At 64.1% G+C, this 19,313-nt stretch carries 15 protein-coding genes; 4 read left to right on the top strand and 11 right to left on the bottom strand.

Annotated elements, in window-relative coordinates; translation table 11 throughout:
- Positions 1-1,237 precede the first annotated feature (1,237 nt).
- From ACSYDW_RS06780 to ACSYDW_RS06765, 4 genes are read left to right on the top strand one after another with little or no spacing between them, the layout of a single operon-like run.
- A complete protein-coding gene (locus ACSYDW_RS06780) occupies positions 1,238-1,885 on the top strand; it encodes a GntR family transcriptional regulator (RefSeq protein WP_438337970.1) in 648 nt (215 codons plus the stop codon).
- Entirely contained in the window at positions 1,882-3,399 is a 1,518-nt protein-coding gene (locus tag ACSYDW_RS06775) for an MmgE/PrpD family protein (protein WP_438337969.1), read from the top strand. Before ACSYDW_RS06780 ends, ACSYDW_RS06775 begins: the two co-directional genes overlap by 4 nt.
- A 1-nt stretch (position 3,400) precedes the next feature.
- Positions 3,401-4,330 (top strand): methylisocitrate lyase, encoded by a 930-nt coding sequence (prpB, locus tag ACSYDW_RS06770; protein WP_438337968.1) that lies wholly within the window; start codon positions 3,401-3,403, stop codon positions 4,328-4,330.
- A gap of 17 nt (positions 4,331-4,347) precedes the next feature.
- Positions 4,348-5,484, top strand: a complete 1,137-nt coding sequence (locus tag ACSYDW_RS06765; protein WP_438338379.1) for a bifunctional 2-methylcitrate synthase/citrate synthase — start codon at positions 4,348-4,350, stop codon at positions 5,482-5,484.
- A 1,105-nt stretch (positions 5,485-6,589) separates the two neighbouring features.
- Here ACSYDW_RS06765 and ACSYDW_RS06760 read toward each other — a convergent pair.
- From ACSYDW_RS06760 to ACSYDW_RS06710, 11 genes are all read right to left on the bottom strand, one after another.
- Entirely contained in the window at positions 6,590-7,927 is a 1,338-nt protein-coding gene (locus tag ACSYDW_RS06760) for a hypothetical protein (protein WP_438337967.1), read from the bottom strand.
- A complete protein-coding gene (locus ACSYDW_RS06755; protein ID WP_438337966.1) occupies positions 7,927-8,442 on the bottom strand; it encodes an RNA polymerase sigma factor in 516 nt (171 codons plus the stop codon). The genes ACSYDW_RS06760 and ACSYDW_RS06755 overlap by 1 nt, the downstream gene beginning before the upstream one ends.
- Positions 8,443-8,502: 60 nt before the next feature.
- Positions 8,503-9,060, bottom strand: a complete 558-nt coding sequence (locus ACSYDW_RS06750) for an 8-oxo-dGTP diphosphatase (protein ID WP_438337965.1) — start codon at positions 9,058-9,060, stop codon at positions 8,503-8,505.
- A 10-nt stretch (positions 9,061-9,070) separates the two neighbouring features.
- Positions 9,071-10,174, bottom strand: a complete 1,104-nt coding sequence (gene xerD / locus ACSYDW_RS06745; protein WP_438337964.1) for a site-specific tyrosine recombinase XerD — start codon at positions 10,172-10,174, stop codon at positions 9,071-9,073.
- 12 nt (positions 10,175-10,186) lie between these two features.
- Positions 10,187-10,852 (bottom strand): NUDIX domain-containing protein, encoded by a 666-nt coding sequence (locus tag ACSYDW_RS06740; RefSeq protein WP_438337963.1) that lies wholly within the window; start codon positions 10,850-10,852, stop codon positions 10,187-10,189.
- Positions 10,853-10,856: 4 nt separating this feature from the next.
- Positions 10,857-12,545: a CTP synthase gene (pyrG, locus tag ACSYDW_RS06735; protein ID WP_438337962.1), complete on the bottom strand. Its 1,689-nt coding sequence runs from the start codon at positions 12,543-12,545 to the stop codon at positions 10,857-10,859.
- 86 nt (positions 12,546-12,631) lie between these two features.
- Complete coding sequence (gene recN, locus ACSYDW_RS06730) at positions 12,632-14,365, bottom strand: DNA repair protein RecN (RefSeq protein ID WP_438337961.1); 1,734 nt, start codon at positions 14,363-14,365, stop codon at positions 12,632-12,634.
- Positions 14,362-15,396 (bottom strand): NAD kinase, encoded by a 1,035-nt coding sequence (locus ACSYDW_RS06725; RefSeq protein ID WP_438337960.1) that lies wholly within the window; start codon positions 15,394-15,396, stop codon positions 14,362-14,364. The genes recN and ACSYDW_RS06725 overlap by 4 nt, the downstream gene beginning before the upstream one ends.
- A 56-nt stretch (positions 15,397-15,452) precedes the next feature.
- A complete protein-coding gene (locus ACSYDW_RS06720) occupies positions 15,453-16,262 on the bottom strand; it encodes a TlyA family RNA methyltransferase (RefSeq protein ID WP_438337959.1) in 810 nt (269 codons plus the stop codon).
- A 226-nt stretch (positions 16,263-16,488) separates the two neighbouring features.
- A complete protein-coding gene (locus ACSYDW_RS06715; RefSeq protein WP_438337958.1) occupies positions 16,489-17,481 on the bottom strand; it encodes an HAD-IIA family hydrolase in 993 nt (330 codons plus the stop codon).
- Positions 17,482-17,496: 15 nt separating this feature from the next.
- Positions 17,497-18,984, bottom strand: a complete 1,488-nt coding sequence (locus ACSYDW_RS06710) for a hypothetical protein (protein WP_438337957.1) — start codon at positions 18,982-18,984, stop codon at positions 17,497-17,499.
- Positions 18,985-19,313: the final 329 nt, after the last annotated feature.

Raw genomic sequence — 19,313 nt, 5'->3', positions numbered from 1 at the left:
ACTGCGGGAACCAATCGCCATTCCACCAATGATTGCTTATTTCCAACACGACAGAAAATTGAACTCAATCTCAATAATAGGTTGCCTCAATGGCGTCCAGTAAAACCTTCGCTTTCGGAGATAATTTCGGTACTCCCGAAGAGAACGTGTGGATAAAACCGGGATTCGAGGACACCCACACCGACCACTCCCCTGCCTTAACAAATGCAATATTCGCGAGTTCCCTCGTGGCAATTTCGCATCGGTCCGATTCGAACTGAAGCATCACTAGCCGAGGGGCCCTATCGCGACAGACCGATTCACCACGAACACATTGAATTGTTCAACGACACATGGTCTCCGCTCACCGGGAATCTGAGCCAGGCCACGGCGCACGGCAGACAGATCCCCTGAAGCGATGGCAGGTCATCGCTTGCACTTGCCTCTTCATCGGCCGAGCACGCCAGCCAGGACATCCGCCCACTGTCCATCGCATGGTCCTGCGAAGATTCCAGCCCCGCCGGGCACTGGACAGCGTCCCGACTCTCGCATGTCCCCAGTTGGCACTTCGCGAAAGTCGCCGAGCATATCGACAGGCTTGAGGACCATCTCCATTCAACTCCTCCAAAAAGGGTGAGTCTCGGCATCGGTCTCGAATCCGCTGTTGAGCAACATGGACTAGCCGCTCACCACCCCTTAAGCCAGTCGGTTGCCCATAAGTCGGCGCACCTGGCCAAAGAAGAATAGGCACCACGCGGCTGCTCCATGGCACCAGCGGAGATATGCCGGCCCGTGCAGTTGATGACGTTTACCGTGCACCCACCGGACAACTTGCCCACCTCGGCATCCAGGCATTCCGGGCATTCGGCGGCATGGCGGCCAGGACAGCCGGGACAAGCCACCCGGCAGGCGTCGATGAAGTGCTGGTCGTGGCCCCAGAACTTGGCCACCGGCGTGCCCGTGCCGCGGCAACTTGCCAACCATACTGTCCAGATTCCCCGGCAAGCGCGAAACGTCGGCCCGCATTGCGACCCGTCGGGACCACGCGCGGACTCGGCAGCGGGAGCTGCGTAGATTTCGGCGCCCGTCGCTGATACAGGGGCCACCGCGTTCACCTACTCCCGGAAGAGCTGTTTCCACCAGGAACCTATGGCCCGCGTCACCCGAATATCCATCGCTTGTATACATTAGAGGTGAACTTTCGGCGAATAATTTGAAAAGCACGTGACACACCGACCACTATGTATACAATCAGTGCATGAGGGCAAGCGACAAAGCCTACGAGGCGCTGCGGACAGACATCGTCGAATGGCGGCTGCGCCCCGGTGCGGTCCTTGGCGAGGTCGAACAGGCCGAACGGCTCGGGGTCTCCCGCACACCGTTGCGCGAGGCCCTCGCACGACTCACCGCTGAAGGACTGGCCGTGCAGCAGCGCGGACGCGGCGTGGTGGTCTCCGATGTTTCACACGAGCACGTCGACGACCTGTTCGCGCTTCGTCGGGCGTTGGAGGTCGAATCCGCGCGCATCGCCGCGATCAAGGCCGACTCCTGGACCTTCCGGTCCCTGCGCGAGCGGTTCATCGAAGCCGGGCGCGCGAAGCACGCCTGCTCCAGCGAGGCCTACTACCTGCTGGCAGGCGAGTTGGACAGGAGCGTCGACGAGGCCGTCGGCAACCCCTACATCGAGCAATCGCTCCGTTCCCTGCGCGTGCACCTGGCCCGCGTCCGCAGGCTGGCCCAGGACGACCCCGAACGCCTGGCCACCTCCGCCCTGGAACACGCGGCCATCGCCGAAGCCATCGCCGCGCGGAACCCCGAGCTCGCGGCCGCCGCAACGCAGCTGCACCTGCACCACAGCCTTGAACACATCAAAACCCATGCCGGACCCCGAGAGGAAACCCCATGATCAACCACCCCGTACGCGTGTACCGCAGTGATGAGAAACTGGCCCGCGAGGACCAGCTGGCCCACAAGATCGCGGTGGTCGCAGCCGACCCCGTGGAGGTCACCGCCGAGGTCACCGAGATGATCATCAACCGCATCATCGACAACGCCTCGGTGGCCGTTGCGTCCCTGAACCGCGGCCCGATCGTCGCGGCCCGAGCCCAGGCGCTGACCCACGCGCCGTCCACCGGCGGGGCGGGTGCCTCGGTCTTCGGGATTCCCCAGAAGGTCTCCCCCGAGTGGGCGGCCTGGGCCAACGGCGTGGCCGTACGCGAGCTCGACTACCACGACACCTTCCTCTCCGCGGAATACTCGCACCCGGCCGACAACATCCCGCCGATCCTGGCCGTCGCCCAGCACACCGGGGCTTCGGGCAAGGACCTGATCCGCGGCATCGCCACCGGCTACGAGATCCAGGTCGACCTGGTCAAGGCCATCTGCCTGCACAAGCACAAGATCGACCACGTGGCGCACCTTGGCCCGTCGGCCGCCGCCGGCATCGGCACGCTGCTGGGCCTTGATGTGGAAACCATCTTCCAGGCCGTCGGCCAGGGCCTGCACACCACCACCGCCACCCGCCAGTCCCGCAAGGGCGAGATCTCCACCTGGAAGGCCCACGCACCGGCATTCGCCGGCAAGATGGCCGTCGAGGCGGCCGACCGTGCCATGCGCGGGCAGACTTCCCCGGTGCCGATCTACGAGGGCGAGGACGGGGTCATCGCCTGGATGCTCGACGGCAAGGACGCCGCCTACGAGGTCCCGCTGCCTGAGGCCGGCGAGGCCAAGCGCGCCATCCTCGACACCTACACCAAGGAGCACTCGGCCGAGTACCAGGCGCAGGCCTGGATCGACCTGGCCCGGAAGCTGAACCGTGAGCACCCGGAGGCCACCGATCCGAGTAACGTGGAGTCGGTGCTGATCAAGACCAGCCACCACACCCACTACGTGATCGGTTCCGGCGCCAACGACCCGCAGAAGTACGATCCGACGGCCTCACGCGAGACCCTCGACCACTCGATCCCGTACATCTTCACCGTCGCCCTGCAGGACGGCGCCTGGCACCACGTGGACTCCTACTCCCCCGAGCGCGCCGGACGTGCCGACACCGTGGAGCTGTGGCACAAGGTCACCACGGAGGAAGACGCCGAGTGGACCCGCCGCTACCACTCCCTGGACATCAGCGAGAAGGCCTTCGGCGGCACGGTGGTCATCACGCTGGCCGACGGCACCGTCATCACCGACGAGATCGCCGTGGCCGACGCACACCCGCTCGGTGCCCGGCCCTTCGCCCGCGAGCAGTACATCAACAAGTTCCGCACCCTGGCCGCCGGCCTTGTCGAGCCCGACGAGATCGACCGCTTCATCGCCGCCGCAGAGAACCTCGAGAAGCTGGGCGCCGGCGAACTCGATGCGCTGAACATCGTCGCGGCCCCCGGCGTCATCGACCTCGCCGCTGCCCCCAAGGGACTGTTCTAGCATGCTGTACTCGACGGTCACCCCGGAGCGGAAGCGCGTTGCCCTGCGCGAGATGCTCGTGCCCGGCGCCGCCCGGCAGTTCCCGGGCGCCTTCAACCCGCTCTCGGCGCGCCTGATCGGCGAGAAGGGTTTCGACGGGGTCTACATCTCCGGTGCGGTGCTGGCCAACGACCTCGGCCTGCCGGACATCGGCCTGACCACCCTCACCGAGGTGGCAGCCAGGGCCGGGCAGATCGCCCGGATGACGGACCTTCCGGCCCTTGTCGACGCGGACACCGGGTTCGGCGAGCCGATGAACGTGGCACGTACAATCCAGGAGCTCGAACACGCGGGCCTGGCCGGCTGCCACATCGAGGACCAGTTCAACCCGAAGCGCTGCGGCCACCTGGACGGCAAGAACGTCGTCGACTTGGACACCATGGTCAAGCGGATCGCCGCGGCGGCGGACGCCCGCCGTGACCCGAACTTCCTGGTCATGGCCCGCACCGACGTGCGCGCCGTGGAAGGGCTGGAAGCGGCCATCGACCGGGCCAAGGCGCTTGTCGACGCCGGGGCGGATGCAATCTTCCCGGAGGCCATGAAGGACATCGGCGAGTTCGAGGCCGTCTGCAAGGCCGTTGACGTCCCGGTTCTGGCCAACATGACCGAATTCGGGAAGTCCCAGCTCTTCACCCGCCGGCAGCTGGCGGATGCGGGTGTTGCGATGGTCATCTACCCGGTTACGCTGTTGCGTAGTGCGATGGGCGAAGCCGAACGCACCCTTGAGGCCATCGCGGCCGACGGCACCCAGGAGGCACGGGTCGATTCGATGTTGACCCGCGCTCGCCTGTACGAGCTCGTCGACTACGAGGCGTACAACCGCTTCGACAACGGTATCTTCAACTTCCAGGTCCCCGACCTGGACATTGATTCAAACAACGCGAATCTGTAGGAATCAGGAGCGAAGTGATTACTGAAACTGAGATCAAGAAGGGCCTGGCCGGGGTCGTTGTCGACTTCACGGCAGTGTCCAAGGTCAACCCCGACACCAACTCGTTGCTCTACCGCGGCTACCCTGTCCAGGACCTGGCGGCCGGCAAGAGCTTCGAGGAAGTGGCGCTGCTGCTGTGGACCGGGGAGCTGCCGACGCAGATCGAGCTCACCGAGTTCGTCGCCGCCGAACGGGCCGGGCGGGCCCTCGACGCCAAGGTCAAGGCCGCCATCGACCTGCTGCCCCTGGACTGCCACCCGATGGACGTGGGGCGCACCGCCGTCTCGGTCATCGGCGCCAACCACGCGCTGGCCGACGACTCCTCCCGCGAGGCGGAGCTGGTCAAGGCGAAGGAATTGTTTGCCGCTTTCCCCGCCGTTGTCGCCTACGACCAGCGCCGCCGCCGCGGCTTGGGTGTCGTGGAACCACGCGAGGACCTCGACTACGCGCAGAACTTCCTGTGGATGACATTCGGTGAGGAAGCCGCCCCCGAGGTCGTCGACGCGTTCCGCGTGTCGATGGTCCTCTACGCGGAGCACTCTTTCAACGCCTCGACCTTCACCGCGCGGGTGATCACCTCCACGCTGTCGGACCTGCACTCGGCCGTCACCGGTGCCATCGGCGCCCTCAAGGGCCCGCTGCACGGCGGCGCCAACGAGGCCGTCATGCACACCTTCCACGAGATCGGGATCGACAAGGACGAATCCCGCGAGGAAGCCGCGGCCCGCGCCAAGGCCTGGATGGAAGAGGCGCTGGCAGCCAAGAAGAAGGTCATGGGCTTCGGGCACCGTGTGTACAAGCACGGCGATTCCCGTGTACCCACCATGAAGGCCGCCCTGGACCGGATGATCGAGCACTACGGACGCCACGAGATGCTTGGCCTGTACGACGGCCTGGAGGCCGCCATGGACGAGGCCAAGGGGATCAAGCCAAACCTCGACTACCCGGCGGGTCCGACCTACCACCTCATGGGCTTCGACACGGAGATGTTCACCCCGATCTTCATTGCCTCGCGCATTGTCGGTTGGACGGCGCACATCATGGAACAACGCTCCTCCAACGCGCTGATCCGCCCGCTCTCGGCCTACAACGGACCGGAGCAGCGCGAGCTGTAAACCTGGAAACCCGTCGCCACGGGCATCCAGTGAATGCGGGGTGCAGCGCCAACGGCGCAGCACCCCGCATTCGTGTTCCCCTCGGAACGTGACCGCTGCTCCGCAACCTTCTGCGGCTGTCCGCTGCCCTCGCACTCCATCTTCCACGTCTCCGACCCACCGGGGCATGAAGTCGCCCTGGCCACTTCCCACGACCAGTTGAGGCGCAGGCACCCCAACCGGTGGCGCCCAGGGACGCATACGAAGACCGGAGTGCCGCGATCACGTACATGACCGACAGCCGAGTTCCAGCGTGACGTCCGCTTGATCCCCAGATCCAGAAACAACGAGCGGGTGACAATCGATTTGTGGCATGCCGACCCCAGTGCGGATCCCGGCAGGCCTACGTGGACCGCTCAGTCCGCATCTCGGATCTGCTGCCGTTCGGCTTCAATCCGCCGGGCTACGGATCAGACTGGACGGGAAGCCCTGCAAGGAACCAGTGCACATCACGAGGAGGGGATCCCGGGCCGAGCACCCAGCCTTGGCGTTGTGCGGAGTCTTTCCGCAGGGCGTTGGACTCCGGTGGCTCCCAGAACCAGAGGTTCGAGGAGCCTAGGCATGAGGTTCACGCCTTCGCCAAATCCCGATCCATGACGGAGAACGGGCTCTGGTGAATTTACGGCTATTGCGGGATGTGCCCAACCTCGCGCAATGCCGGACTGCTTCCCAGGTCGCTTGCCCGAACCCCGCCCAGGGCCGTGGTCGTCTGGGTGTTCGCCCCCCCAGCACCCCTTCCCCTGTGGACCAGGGTCGTCCGCCGGACCGAACGCGGTGCTTGCACCTCGGAGGCGGCATGGTTTGTGGTCTCCGTGGCGCCCCGGACTTACGGGAGATTAATCCAACGAGGGAAGGCAAGGGGCCGGCGATCGATTGCTGTCGGAATCATGTGCGAGGGCTCCCGCCATTTGCGGACCCGTGCGGTCGCGGCCATCAATGCCATGGTTCACGCCGCTGAGACACCCCTTAGCCGTCGCTGAGGATGCAGCACGGCCCCATGAACATTGCCGGGGGCGTTAGCGGGCGGCAATGGCCGTCCGCTAACGCCCCCGGATCCGTGCGGTGTCTACCGGTTCTGGCGGTTGAAGGTCAAAAGCGAAGCAACCTTCTTGGCGTCGGTGTACTCCGGCGACTTCACATAGGCATCCCGTTCGGCTTGGTTCTTGAACCCCATGTTCGGCGTCCACTGGGTGAGAGTCAGCATGCGTCCATCCAGCTTGACCTTGGAATTCGCATGGCAGGCATCGCCCTTGGCGGGAAGGTCCTCGGGGAACAACCCGAGATTCGATAGTTGACTTCCATCGGGCCTGGTAATGGTCATTAGCGCCAGTTTCATGGGTCCCGCATCCACCACAACGCCACTGGGAGATTCGCCATCGAGCCGATAGGTTCCATTCTCAGAACAGTACTGTCCATTCCCGTACTGACTGCGGTACTTCTCGCTCATCACCTTGAAGACGGTCTTTCCTCGACTATCGGAGAACGTCAAGATGTAGTTCTCCGATTTGTCCGGCCTTTTCGCCTGCTCTGCGGTGAAGTCATTGCCGGCGACATCGTACATGCTTTCATCCATCTGCCACCCTGGATGGGCCACCGATAACAGCGTGTTCCGATGCATCTGGAAATCGGTTGAGGCCTCTTTCCCCATCCAAGATGCGACATCTGGCCCCAACAGCTTCCCGATGATCTTTTCGTCAAGCCCCAGATCCCGGATGCGGCGTTCTTGGTCTGGTTTGACGTCGAGGTCCTCGAAGTTGCCCATGCCACGCAGATCAGGCCACGCCATGAGGGGCAGGCCCTTGTCGTTGAGGGTTCCGGGGTTGTCTTTCTCGAGGATGCTCCACGCACCGTCCGTCCACCTTGCGATCAAAATGCCGGGGGTGCCTCCGAGTTCCGTAGCCGAGTTGAAGGCAGATTCGCTTATCAGAATCGCGGCAGTCCCGTCGACGCAACCGACAACCGGCAACGGATTGGGACTATCGGGCAACGACTTTACAGCTCCGTCGATCATCGTGATTCTGATGGTTCGCAAATCCAAGGAATTGCACGCGGCTGAATCCTCAAAATAGACGCTTGGATGGGCGGGAACCAACATGTTGGGCAGAGCGTCATCGTTGGAGGACTCCGTGCTGGGGGTTTCGGTGACGTTGATTGCCGGGGCAGCAGGACCGTTGTTCATCGGTAGCTGCCACGGGGACCATATGATGATCCCGGCGGTGACGGCGGCGATGGCGGTTCCCACGGCAAACGTCTTCCAGCCCGTTGCAAGCATGCTGCGCTTCTTGGCCCGCGGAGTCTGGGCAAAGGTGGGGGCCCGTTCCCCCAGCTCGAGGGGCCCTGGCCCTCCAATGGCGTGGAGATCGGCGGGATCCGCGTCTGAAATGAGCTTCTCGAGGTTTTCCATTAGTTGCTGCCGCCTTTCAACATGCTCGCTGGTGCCTTGCGTTCAAAAGTTTTGCGTGCTCGGAAGAGCCTCGATTTGGTTGATTCTAGGGAACACCCGAGCACCACCGCGATTTCGGCTGTGGACAGCCCGTCCCAGTAGGCAAGCATGAGGACCTCGCGGTCCTTCGCGCGTAGGGTTGCCATGATCGACTGGACCTGCTCGCCCAAGTCCGAACTGTTGCCTCGTTGTTCGACGAAGTATTGCGCCGTGGCCTTCCGCGCCAGTCGCTGCTCGCGACCCAACGCCCTGATCTCGTTGCTCACCAGCTTCTTTGCCGTGACCAAGAGCCATGGCATGGCATCTGGCCCCACTGGGATCGCCTTCTGCCATGCGATGCGAAAGACATCGTTGGTAATTTGCCGAGCCGACTCGATATCAAGGATCCGCCGGTACGTATACCGGTAAACGATTTGCGAGTACAGCCGGTGGAGTTCCTCAACATCCGGCTTCTTGGGAGCCTCAACATCAGGCATTGTCCCTGTTTCCACGTTCCCCTCCCCGGGTTAAGGGCCAGCCTTGGTGCTTGCCCTTACCTATGTAGTGTCCGGAAAATCCGCATTGGTTGCAGGTTGACTTGGAAGTTTACTTTCGGGCCATTGCTTCTTCGAAAACCGGGAAACTGTCTGGTTGTCGCTGGCCAGGGTCACCCACGCGTCGAAGCGCTCGCCAGCCAGAAGTTGGCCCAGCCACAGGGCCGAGTCGTCCCACATCCTCTCAAAAGGCAAATGCCCTACCGGGTACCAGGCCGGCTCAAGTTCGTCCGTTGCCGTGGCAATCCCAGAGAAGTCCCGGGTCAGGAACACTGTGCAATCCATGTCGGCAGCGGGTGCAAAAGGGAACCGGAAATAGACGCGGGCGGCGGGATCGAGCGATTTCTCCGCCGCGACCACTGAGGTTTCTTCATGCAATTCCCGGACGGCGGCCCCAGCGGGGCTCTCCCCCGGGTCAACCTTTCCACCTGGTGCCACAACCCTCCCGACACCGAATCCACGCTTCTTGAGGCCAAGGAGAACCTGTGTTCCGTTTAGCCCCCGAAGGACCGGAATGCAAAGCACGACCTGGGTCGGGCTCAGGCGGGCATCGTCGGCCAAGAAGGCATTCCTAACTGTGGGCGCGCGGGTGCGCCGCAGCGTAGACCTCGCGCAGCGTGTCGGCAGTGACCAGGGTGTAGACCTGCGTGGTCGTCACCGAGGCGTGGCCAAGGAGTTCCTGCACCACGCGAACGTCGGCGCCGCCCTCAAGCAGGTGGGTGGCGAAGGAGTGGCGCATCGTGTGCGGAGATACGTCCTGTTCGATGCCGGCGCGCTCGGCGGCCTTGTTCAATACCGTCCACGCCGACTGCCTTGAAAGCCTGCCTCCACGCTGGTTTAGGAACAGCGCGGCCGTTCCCTTACCCTTGCCGACCAGCTCGGGACGACCGCGCACCAGGTAGGCGTTGAGGGCATCAAGCGCGTAGGAACCCAAAGGAACGATCCGTTCCTTTGACCCCTTGCCGAAGAGGCGCACCACCGCGGGGCCTTGGGCCGGACGCTCCAGATGCAGGTCGTCCACATCGAGCCCGACGGCTTCGGAAATGCGGGCGCCGGTCGAGTAGAGAAATTCGAGGATTGCGCGATCCCGCAGACCCGCGGACGTGTCGATCGACACCGATTCGATAATGGCCGCGACCTGGTCGACGCTGATGGCCTTGGGCAGCCGGCGTCCAGTCGTTGGGGGGTGCAGGTCGACCGCCGGGTTGGTGAGCGTCAGCCCTTCGAGTTCCCAGAACTTGTGTACGCCACGCACGGCAACGATTGTCCGTGCAGCCGAACGCGCGCTCAAGGGCGCAGCGCCATCTGCTCCGTCACGCACCGCCTGGGCGAAGCTCGTCAGGTGCTGCAATGTCACCTGTCCCGGACCTGACACGCCCTGTGCATGCAAAAACAGGGCATACCGGTACAGGTCGCGACGGTAGGCGCTCACGGTGTTTTTGGCCATGCCGCGTTCGATCGCCAAGTGCTGGAGGTAGGTCGCGAGGTGTTTGCCGATGGGCAGCGAAGCCGGGTCGGGGCCCGGTGCCGGCACCGGGTCGCGAACCACTTCCAGGCGCTGGGTCGCGTCGACAACCGTCAGCTTGAGCGTCTCGCCCTGAGAGGCAGCAGGACGCGGAACCTCCTTGGAAATCGGCTCCAACCGCAGGGTCGCGTCATCGGTTCCGGTGGTCATGGGATCGTGCCTTCAGAGCTTGGGGTCGGCGGAACGCAGCCGCGGGTGGGCTTCAAACGGTGTCTCCACCGGGCGCAACGACGCAAAGGCATCGTTGCGGGCGGCCGCGGCGGCAAGAAGCCCTGCCACGGCCGATGGGTTGTGGATCCGTCCGGCGAGCACCGCGGCAACCGCCTCGTCCAGCGGAACCCAGCGAATCTCCATGTCCGACTCTTCATCGGTGCGTTCATGGCGCTCCGCCTCGGGAACGGGAACCGGGTTGCGCGCCAGGAAGATTCGGATCGCTTCTGAGGAAGAACCCGGGGACAGGAACACGTCGACGAGAACCGACCAGTCGGTGGCCGTGAGATCGGCTTCCTCGGCCAGCTCGCGGGCCGCGGCGAGGTGCGGAGGCTCGCCCTCGATGTCCATGAGACCGGCCGGAATCTCCCATAGCTTCATGCCAACGGGATGCCGGTACTGGTTGATCATCAGGACCTCGTGGGCCCCGTTGAGGACCAGGACGGCCACGGCGCCCGGGTGGGCGATGAAGTCCCTGACAAGCGGAGCCATGTCGGGGGCGTACTCGAACGTTTCCTGCACAACATCCCAGATGCGTCCGTCATAGACAGTTTCGGAGTTAAGCAGGCGGCGAGGGCTGAACGAATCGCTCAGCACCTCGCCGTCTGTTTGTGCCATGGTGTTACTTGCCTGCGCTCTGGTGTTCCAGGGCAGCCTTGACCAGCCCTGCGAAGAGCGGGTGGGGGCGGGTCGGGCGGCTAGAGAGTTCCGGGTGCGCCTGGGTGGAAACGTAGTACGGGTGTACTTCGCGCGGAAGCTCCACGAATTCCACGAGCTTGCCGTCCGGGGAGGTGCCGGAGAAGACCAGGCCGGCCTCGGCGATCTGCGCACGGTAGGCGTTGTTGACCTCGTAGCGGTGACGGTGGCGCTCGGCTACCTCGGTCGACCCGTAGGTTTCCGCAACGACGGAACCTTCGGCGAGGGTTGCGTCGTAGAGTCCCAATCGCATGGTTCCGCCGAGGTCGCCCTTGCCGTCAACAATGGCCAGCTGCTCTTCCATGGTTGCGATGACCGGGTGCTTGGTGTCCGGCTCGAACTCGGTCGACGACGCGTCGGCCAGACCGACGACGTTGCGTGCGTATTCGATGACCATCGACTGCAGGCCCAGGCAGAGGCCCAGGGTCGGCATGCCGTGCTCGCGGGCAAATTTCAGCGCGCCGAGCTTGCCCTCGAGACCACGGATGCCGAAGCCGCCGGGAACACAGATGGCGTCGACGCCTGCAAGCGCCTTCTTGGCGCCTGCTTCGGTCTGGCAGTCGTCCGAAGGCACCCAACGGATCTGGACCTTTGCCTTGTTCGCGAAGCCACCGGCACGCAGTGCCTCGGTGACGGAGAGGTACGCGTCCGGCAGGTCGATGTACTTACCGACCAGCGCGATTTCCACGTGGTGCTTCGGGTTGTGAACGGCGTCGAGAAGCTTGTTCCACTTCGACCAGTTCACGTCCTTGAACTTCAGGCCGAGGTGCTGAACGATGTATGCGTCCAAGCCCTGGGAGTGGATGACAACCGGGATGTCGTAGATGCTCGGGGCATCGGCGCAGTTGATGACCGCTTCCGGGTCGACGTCGCAGGTCTTGCCGAGCTTGATGCGCATCTCGGCCGGGATCTCCCGGTCCGAACGGATCACCAAGGCATCGGGCTGGATGCCGATGGAGCGCAACGCAGCCACGGAGTGCTGGGTCGGCTTGGTCTTCAGTTCCTGGCTCGGGCCGATGTACGGCACCAGGGAGACGTGCACGAAGAAGACGTTTCCACGGCCGATGTCCTGGCGGATCTGGCGTGCGGACTCGAGGAACGGCTGGGATTCGATGTCGCCGACCGTGCCACCGATTTCGGTGATGATGACGTCGGGGGCCTTCTTGCCCTTACCCGGCTCGATGGCAGGCAGGCGCATGCGGCGCTTGATCTCGTCGGTGATGTGCGGGATGACCTGGACGGTATCGCCCAGGTAGTCGCCGCGACGTTCCTTTTCGATGACCTCGGAGTAGACCTGACCGGTGGTCACGTTGGCCATGCCGGTGAGGTTTTCGTCCAGGAAGCGCTCGTAGTGTCCGATGTCGAGGTCGGTTTCTGCGCCGTCATCGGTGACAAAGACTTCACCGTGCTGGAAGGGGTTCATTGTGCCCGGATCAACATTGAGATACGGGTCTAGTTTCTGCATCGTGACAGAAAGGCCACGTGCCCGAAGAAGGTGACCGAGGCTCGAAGCCGTCAGTCCCTTACCCAGGGACGAGGCCACACCGCCGGTGACGAAGATATGCTTTGTCGTTTCAGACGACCGGGAATCAGGGGAAAGATTACGCTGCACCACGGGGTTCTACCCTATCACCTTTTCGTTGTTTTCCTATTGGGAATGACTCTACATGCTCACCGGTTGGGGCGGGCGGAAAAACGTCCTCAGGAAAGCGAGCCAACCAATTCCTGTGCGTCACTCAACAGCTCCTCGGCGTGGGCCTGGGCGGTGCTGGAATCTTCCTGCCCCGCCAACATCCGCGCCAACTCGCGCACCCGTTCGTTGTCATCGAGCAGAACGACGTCGCTGGCGGTGAATCCCGCGCCGTCCGCGGCGGCCGCATTCGACGACTTGATGACCCTGATGTGCCGATCCGCGTAGGCTGCAACTTGGGGTAGGTGGGTGACAACTATCACCTGAACGTGCTTAGCGAGCATGGCCAGCCGCTTGCCGATCTCGACGGCGGCCTTGCCGCCGACGCCGGCGTCCACTTCGTCGAAGACGAAGGTCGGGACCGGGTCGACGGCGGCAAGGACCACCTCGATGGCCAGCATGACACGAGAGAGCTCGCCTCCCGAGGCCCCCTTGCCCAAGGGGCGGGGCGCGGAGCCGGCGTGGGGCTGCAACAGCATTGACACGGCGTCGCGGCCAAAACGGTTGGGCTCGTCAAGTGTTTCGATCTCCACGACGAACTTTGCGTCGGGCATGGCCAGCGCCGCAAGTTCGGCAGTCACACGGGTGGCAAGGTCCTTGGCGGCCTTGGCGCGCAGCTTGCTGATCTTCCCGGCCAGGGAGCCAACCTCTGCCTTGAGCGACTCGGTCTCCGCCTGCAAGGCCTCGATACGGCCGTCATCGCCCTGAATCTCGGTCAGGCGCGTGCGTGCTGCATCGGCCCATGCGATGACCTCGTCCACGCTGGGCGCATACTTGCGGATGAGCCTGTTCAAGTCGGCGCGGCGTTCCTCGAGGGCGGCCAGACGTTCGGGCCCCTCCGAATCCAGGTCCGAGAGGTATCCTGCAAGGTCCGTCGAAGCCTCTGCGGCAAGGATGCCGATCTCGTTGAGGCGTTCGGCGAGTCCCTTGATCTCAGGGTCGTCGGCCGACACCTGGTCGAGCGCATGCTTGGCCGCCTCCACAAGCGTGATCACGCTGACTGCATCGTAGGCATCGCTGTTCAGTGCCTCGTGCGCCAGGTTGGCTGAGCTGCGCAACGCCTCGACGTTGGAGAGCTTGAGCGATTCGTTCTTGAGGTTGGCGTCCTCGGCGGGCTGCGGGTCCACAGCATCGATTTCCTCGAGTGCCACCTGCAGGGATTCGGCTTCCCGGATGCGTTCGCGCGAGGCGGCGGAAAGCGTCTCCAGCTCGCTGTTGGCCTGCCCCCAGCGGTCGAAGACATCCTGGTAGGAGGCAAGGACCTTGCCCAGCGGGGCTCCGGCAAACTTGTCAAGAGAGGCCCGCTGCGTGGCAGCGCCCTTGAGCCGCATCTGGTCAGTCTGGCCGTGGATCGCGATCAGGTCTTCTCCGAGCTCCACCAGCACGCCAACGGGCGCGGCGCGGCCGCCGATCGAAGCACGGCTGCGTCCTTCCGCCGAGAGCGTCCGAGTGATGATGAGCTCGGCTTCGTTCTCGAAGCGCTCGACGATGGCACCTGCCTCTTCGGCGCGGTCCAGCACCTTATGGTTCGCGGGAAGCACTAACGTGGCGTCCGCGACTGCCTGCTTTGAACCGTGGCGCACGGCGCCTGCGTCTGCACGGCGGCCGAGCAGGAGGCCCAGCGCCGTGATGACCATGGTCTTGCCCGCGCCGGTTTCGCCCGTGACAACGCTGTATCCGGGCCCGAGGGGAAGTGTTGCCTGGGAAATGACGCCCAGGTCGCTGATTCGGATTTCCTGGATCACAACTGCCTCCGGTGTTCCTTCGCTGTGGTGGTGTCCGATTCAGGTTTCGGTTCGTGGTGGCGTGGTTCAACGACCACGAGCGGAGGGGAAATGATCGGCAGGGCCGAGGTTGCGGTTTCCCTGTCCTTGGGTTCCACCGGTCCGCGCCATCCCTGGATCGGAAGTTCGAATTTGTTGACCAGCCGTTCCGAGAACGGCGTCTGGTTCAGCCGCGCCAGCCTGACCGGCGTCGCTGAGCGGGTGACCTCCACGCGGGCCCCCGGCGGCAGGTCGATCGTGCGCCGTCCATCGCACCAAAGCACCGCCTGCGCGTCGGTGCGGGTCAGGATCTCGATGGCCAGCCGCGAAGTGGGCGCGACCACCAACGGCTTGGCAAAGAGTGCGTGCGCGCTGATCGGGACCATCACCAAGGCCTCGACCTCGGGCCAGACTACGGGGCCGCCGGCCGAGAAGGCGTAGGCGGTGGACCCGGTGGGTGTGGCCATGACGACTCCGTCGCAGCCGAAGGTGCTCAACGGACGTCCGTCGACCTCCATGACCACTTCGATCATGCGTTCGCGGTTGGCTTTTTCGATGGCCGCTTCGTTCAGGGCCCACGTGTGGGCTATACGGCGGCTGTCCAGCCACACCTGAACGTCGATGGTCATGCGTTCCTCTACCGAGTACTTGCGGTCAACGACGGCCTGAACGGTTTCCTGCAGCGCGGTGCGCTCGCTTTCCGCCAGGAAGCCCACGTGTCCGAGGTTGACCCCCAGCAACGGGACTCCCGCGTTGCGGACAAGCTCGGCTGCACGCAGGACGCTGCCGTCGCCTCCGAGAACCACTCCCAAGTCGATGGAATCCAGGCCCGAGTCCTCGTCGAGGACCTCGACTTCGATGAGTTCCCCTTCGGCGGTGTTCCGGACCGCCTGCATCTCCAGACGGCGCATCACCGGGATCAATCCGGACTCGCGCAATCGTATGCAGGTATCCACGGCGGCCATCAAAGCATCATCTCGGCCGGTGTGTGTAAGGACTAAGATCCTTCGCATGCGTTCCTTTCCTCGGGTAACCGAAGGCCAGGGACATCAGGTCCGTGCCAACATCTCTAAGAATAGTCAACGTCCGGCCACGCGCCGGTGTCGACGCGGGATAGTGCGGAGGCCGTTTCGGCGGCCCCGGTGTCCTTCCGCAGCCATAGGAAGAATTCGACGTTCCCGTCCTGCCCTGCCAGCGGGCTTCGGGCGAGACCGTGGACCGTTAGCCCCGCCTCGTACCCGGAGGAAAGCACGGTGTCGACGGCCTTGCGCCGCTGGGTGGGGCTGCTGACGACGCCGGTGCGGGAAAGCTGCTCACGACCGACCTCGAATTGCGGCTTCACCATGAGCACCAGGTCGCCGCCGGGCAGCGTGGCGTCGGCCAAGGCCTTCATGACCATGGTCAGGGAAATGAACGACAGGTCCGCAACGACCAGCTGGACTTCTCCCCCGATGCTGCCGGGCTCCAGGTAGCGGACGTTCATGCCCTCGTGGACATGGACACGCGGGTCTGCCCGAAGTTCAGGTACGAGTTGGTCGTGTCCCACGTCAACGGCCTCGACGTGGTCGGCGCCGCGCCTCAGCAACACATCCGTGAAGCCTCCGGTCGAGGCCCCCGCATCGAGGCAGCGTTTTCCGGTGACAGATACGCTGTCGAACACTGCAAGGGCACCGGCAAGCTTGTGGCCGGCACGGCTGACGAATTCCTCGCCGTCGGCGGCCTCGACCTGGATGGGTGTTGCCTCGTCGACGTTCTTGGAGGCCTTGGACTGTGCCACTCCCCCGATCAGGACGCGGCCGCCCGCGATCAGGCGTGCGCCCTCGGTCCGGGACCGGGCCAGACCACGCGTGACTAGTTCTTGGTCGAGCCTGCTCACCATTGCTCCTGTGAGGTTGATCCGAGGTCCGCTGAAAGCCGTCCATGGAGTTCTTCGTAGACGGACAAGTGGTCCGCCACCGGCATCCCAGCCAGGGACTCCAACACCTCGAGGCTCGCCGTTGGTTCCGGTTCCCCGCCGGCTGTCGGGCCTGGTGTCTCGGCGGCGGACGGACGCGCGAAGTCGCCCGGGCTTGGGGTGTTGTTGGTGCTGATCATCGGTTTCGAGCTTACGCGCTGCTGCCGACGGTTTGTGAAAAGACCGTCAACGGCGAGGTTTCCCGATCGGCGTGCGGATGCGCCAGCCACCAGGCGGCACAAGCTGCGCGCCAGGCGTTCAGGTCGTTTTCGTCGCCGTCGATCGTGATGGTTTCGCCGTTGATCGATGCGAAGGCCTCGCCGCAACGGATGCCGAAACCCGTGGCGTGGACCGTCGGGTAGGGCTCGTAGAGCCCGCCGAGGTCCCGGAGGAGGTAGTCCGGGCGTTCGGCGGTACGCGCGGCCAATGCGGTGGCTGCTGTATCGACGCCGGTCAGCACCAGCGCGGTGCTGAAGCCGGCGTTGTTGCCGCCGAGGATGTCGGTGTCGAGCCGGTCGCCCACCACCAGGGGGCGGGTCGCCTCGAAGTTCTCAGCCGCCCGCTGGAAAAGCAGCGGTTCGGGCTTGCCTGCCACGAACGGCTTGACGGCGGTTGCCGCCTGGACGGCTGCAACAAGCATCCCGTTCCCGGGGGCGATGCCCTCGGCTCGTGGGATGGTTTGGTCGGTGTTGGTAGCGACCCAGATGGCCCCGCCGTTGATCGCGAAGGCGGCCTCGGCCAGGTCCTTCCAGCCGATCGAGGGATCGAATCCCTGGATGACTCCCTGGGGTTCGTCACGGTGGCTGGTGGCCAGCTCCATGCCGAACGCCGTGACGCAGTCGCGCAGGTACGAGCTGCCGACCACCAGGACCTTGGCGCCCTTGGGGAGTTTCTGTGCAAGGAGTTCGGCTCCCGCATCCGCCGAACCAAATACTTGGCCGGCGGATGCGGGGGCTCCCAGTTCACTCAGGTGCGCGGCAACGGCCTTCGGAGACCGCGAGGCGTTGTTTGTGACATACGCCAACGCAACGGCATGCGCGCCGAGCCTGTTCAGGGCCTCGATGGCATGGGGTATTGCACCGTTGCCGGCGTAGACGACGCCGTCAAGGTCGGAGAGCAGCGCGTCGAAACCTGAGATCAGCATGGGTGGATCGAATTCCTACTTTTCGTCGTTCTCGTCCTGGTCGATGACCGGGGAGGCACCGTTGACGTTGAAGATTGTCTCGTCCTCGTCCTCGTCGTCGAGCTCCGGGTTGGACTCGTCGGCCGGGGTCTCCAGCGATTCGGCGTCGACCTCTGTGACGGAGTCCTCGTCGGACAGCGCGGTGGCCTCTTCCGATGCCTCGTCCTCGCGGGCCTCGGAACCGACGATGTCGCGGGCACGCGGGCGGCGTGCATCGGTCTCGTCGTCTTCGCCGAAGTCGATGATTTCCGGCTCCTCGAACTGGCCGGTGCCCAGGGCTTCCTCGGCCACCGAAATCTGGTTGCGCCAGGTTGCCGCTTCCTCGACGCGTCCCACGTTTTCCAGTGCGTCGGCGTAGGCCGAGAACAGGCGCGGGCTGTAGCTGAAGGCGCGGTTGAGTTCCAACTGCGGGATCTCGAGCTCCGTGACGGCTGCCTCGAGGTTGCCGAGGTCGTTCTGGGCTCCCGAGGCGACCATGGCCATCTCGACCTTGCCGTTGGCGTCGAGGGTCTCGATGACGTCGCTGTGGGCGATTTCGAGGGCCTTCTCCGGACGGCCGATGCCGCGCTCCGAATCCGCGATCAGCGGCAGGTGCAGGTTGTTGCCGCTGATGCGGCGGTGGGTACGGAATTCGCGCAGTGCCTCAGCGAACTCGCCGGCCGCGTATGCCGCCAGGCCGACTGCCTCGCGAACCACTGCCACGCGGCCACCGCGGCGGCTGGCCGCGATGGTGTGCTCGTAGGCAAGCTGCGGGTTGATCTCGATCAGGCGCCCGGCCATGACCAGGTGCTTGGAGACCCACTCGTTGTTCGTGTCGTCGAGGTAGCGCAATTCCGCACGGGTGATGCGGTCAAGTTCCTTGCCAGTTACATCCGAGTCGATTTCCGGGGAACGGCCACGTTCGGGGCTGTTCGAGCTGCGCAGGTCGGCCGGGTTGTGGTTGCGGCGGGCGTTCTCCTCGTCGCGCAGCGACTCGAGGTCTGCCGTGCTTGACTCGTTGCGGGGCTTGAAGCCACCTTCACGGCGGTCGCCACCCTGGTATCCACCACGGTCGTTGCCGCCACGGAATCCACCGCGATCTTCGCGCGGCTTGAAGCCACCCTCGCGGCGGTCGCCACCCTGGTATCCACCACGGTCGTTGCCGCCACGGAATCCGCCACGGTCTTCGCGGGGCTTGAAGCCGCCTTCACGGCGGTCGCCACCCTGGTATCCACCACGGTCGTTGCCGCCACGGAATCCGCCGCGATCTTCGCGGGGCTTGAAGCCACCTTCACGGCGGTCATCGCCGCCACGGAATCCACCGCGATCTTCGCGGGGCTTGAAGCCACCCTCGCGGCGGTCGCCACCCTGGTATCCACCACGGTCTTCACGCGGCTTGAAACCACCGCGATCGTTGTTGTTGCGATTGAAACCGCCACGGTCGCGGTTGTCCGAAGACCCGAAGCCCTTATTATCGTTTGACACTAGATGTGTTCCTCTCAAAAGGGTCTTCAGTTTTGGACCCCACGCATGAATTAGTGGGCCACCGATTTCGATACGGAAGCCCACCCAAAAAACTTATTGCCCTCTGCAGGGCGTTTAACGCCTTCATCTATCTTAGACGAGGCTACCGATTCGCCTGAGTGAATTGTGATAATAGTGCGCAACGCAACGACGCTACCACCACAACTTCTGCGAAAAGCCACTTTGGTTCAACTTGGATTCTCCCCTACGAGATTCGGAGAATCCTTCTTTTGGCTACGCAAGCCACGGATTTTCGCCGGCCCGGATCCGGTGCCGGGTCCCCCGGTGTT

Source organism: Paeniglutamicibacter selenitireducens, from assembly GCF_051550675.1.
Classification (GTDB): domain Bacteria; phylum Actinomycetota; class Actinomycetes; order Actinomycetales; family Micrococcaceae; genus Paeniglutamicibacter.
The sequence above is the reverse complement of the archived record's forward strand: the minus strand, read 5'-3'. Positions and strand labels throughout refer to the sequence as shown.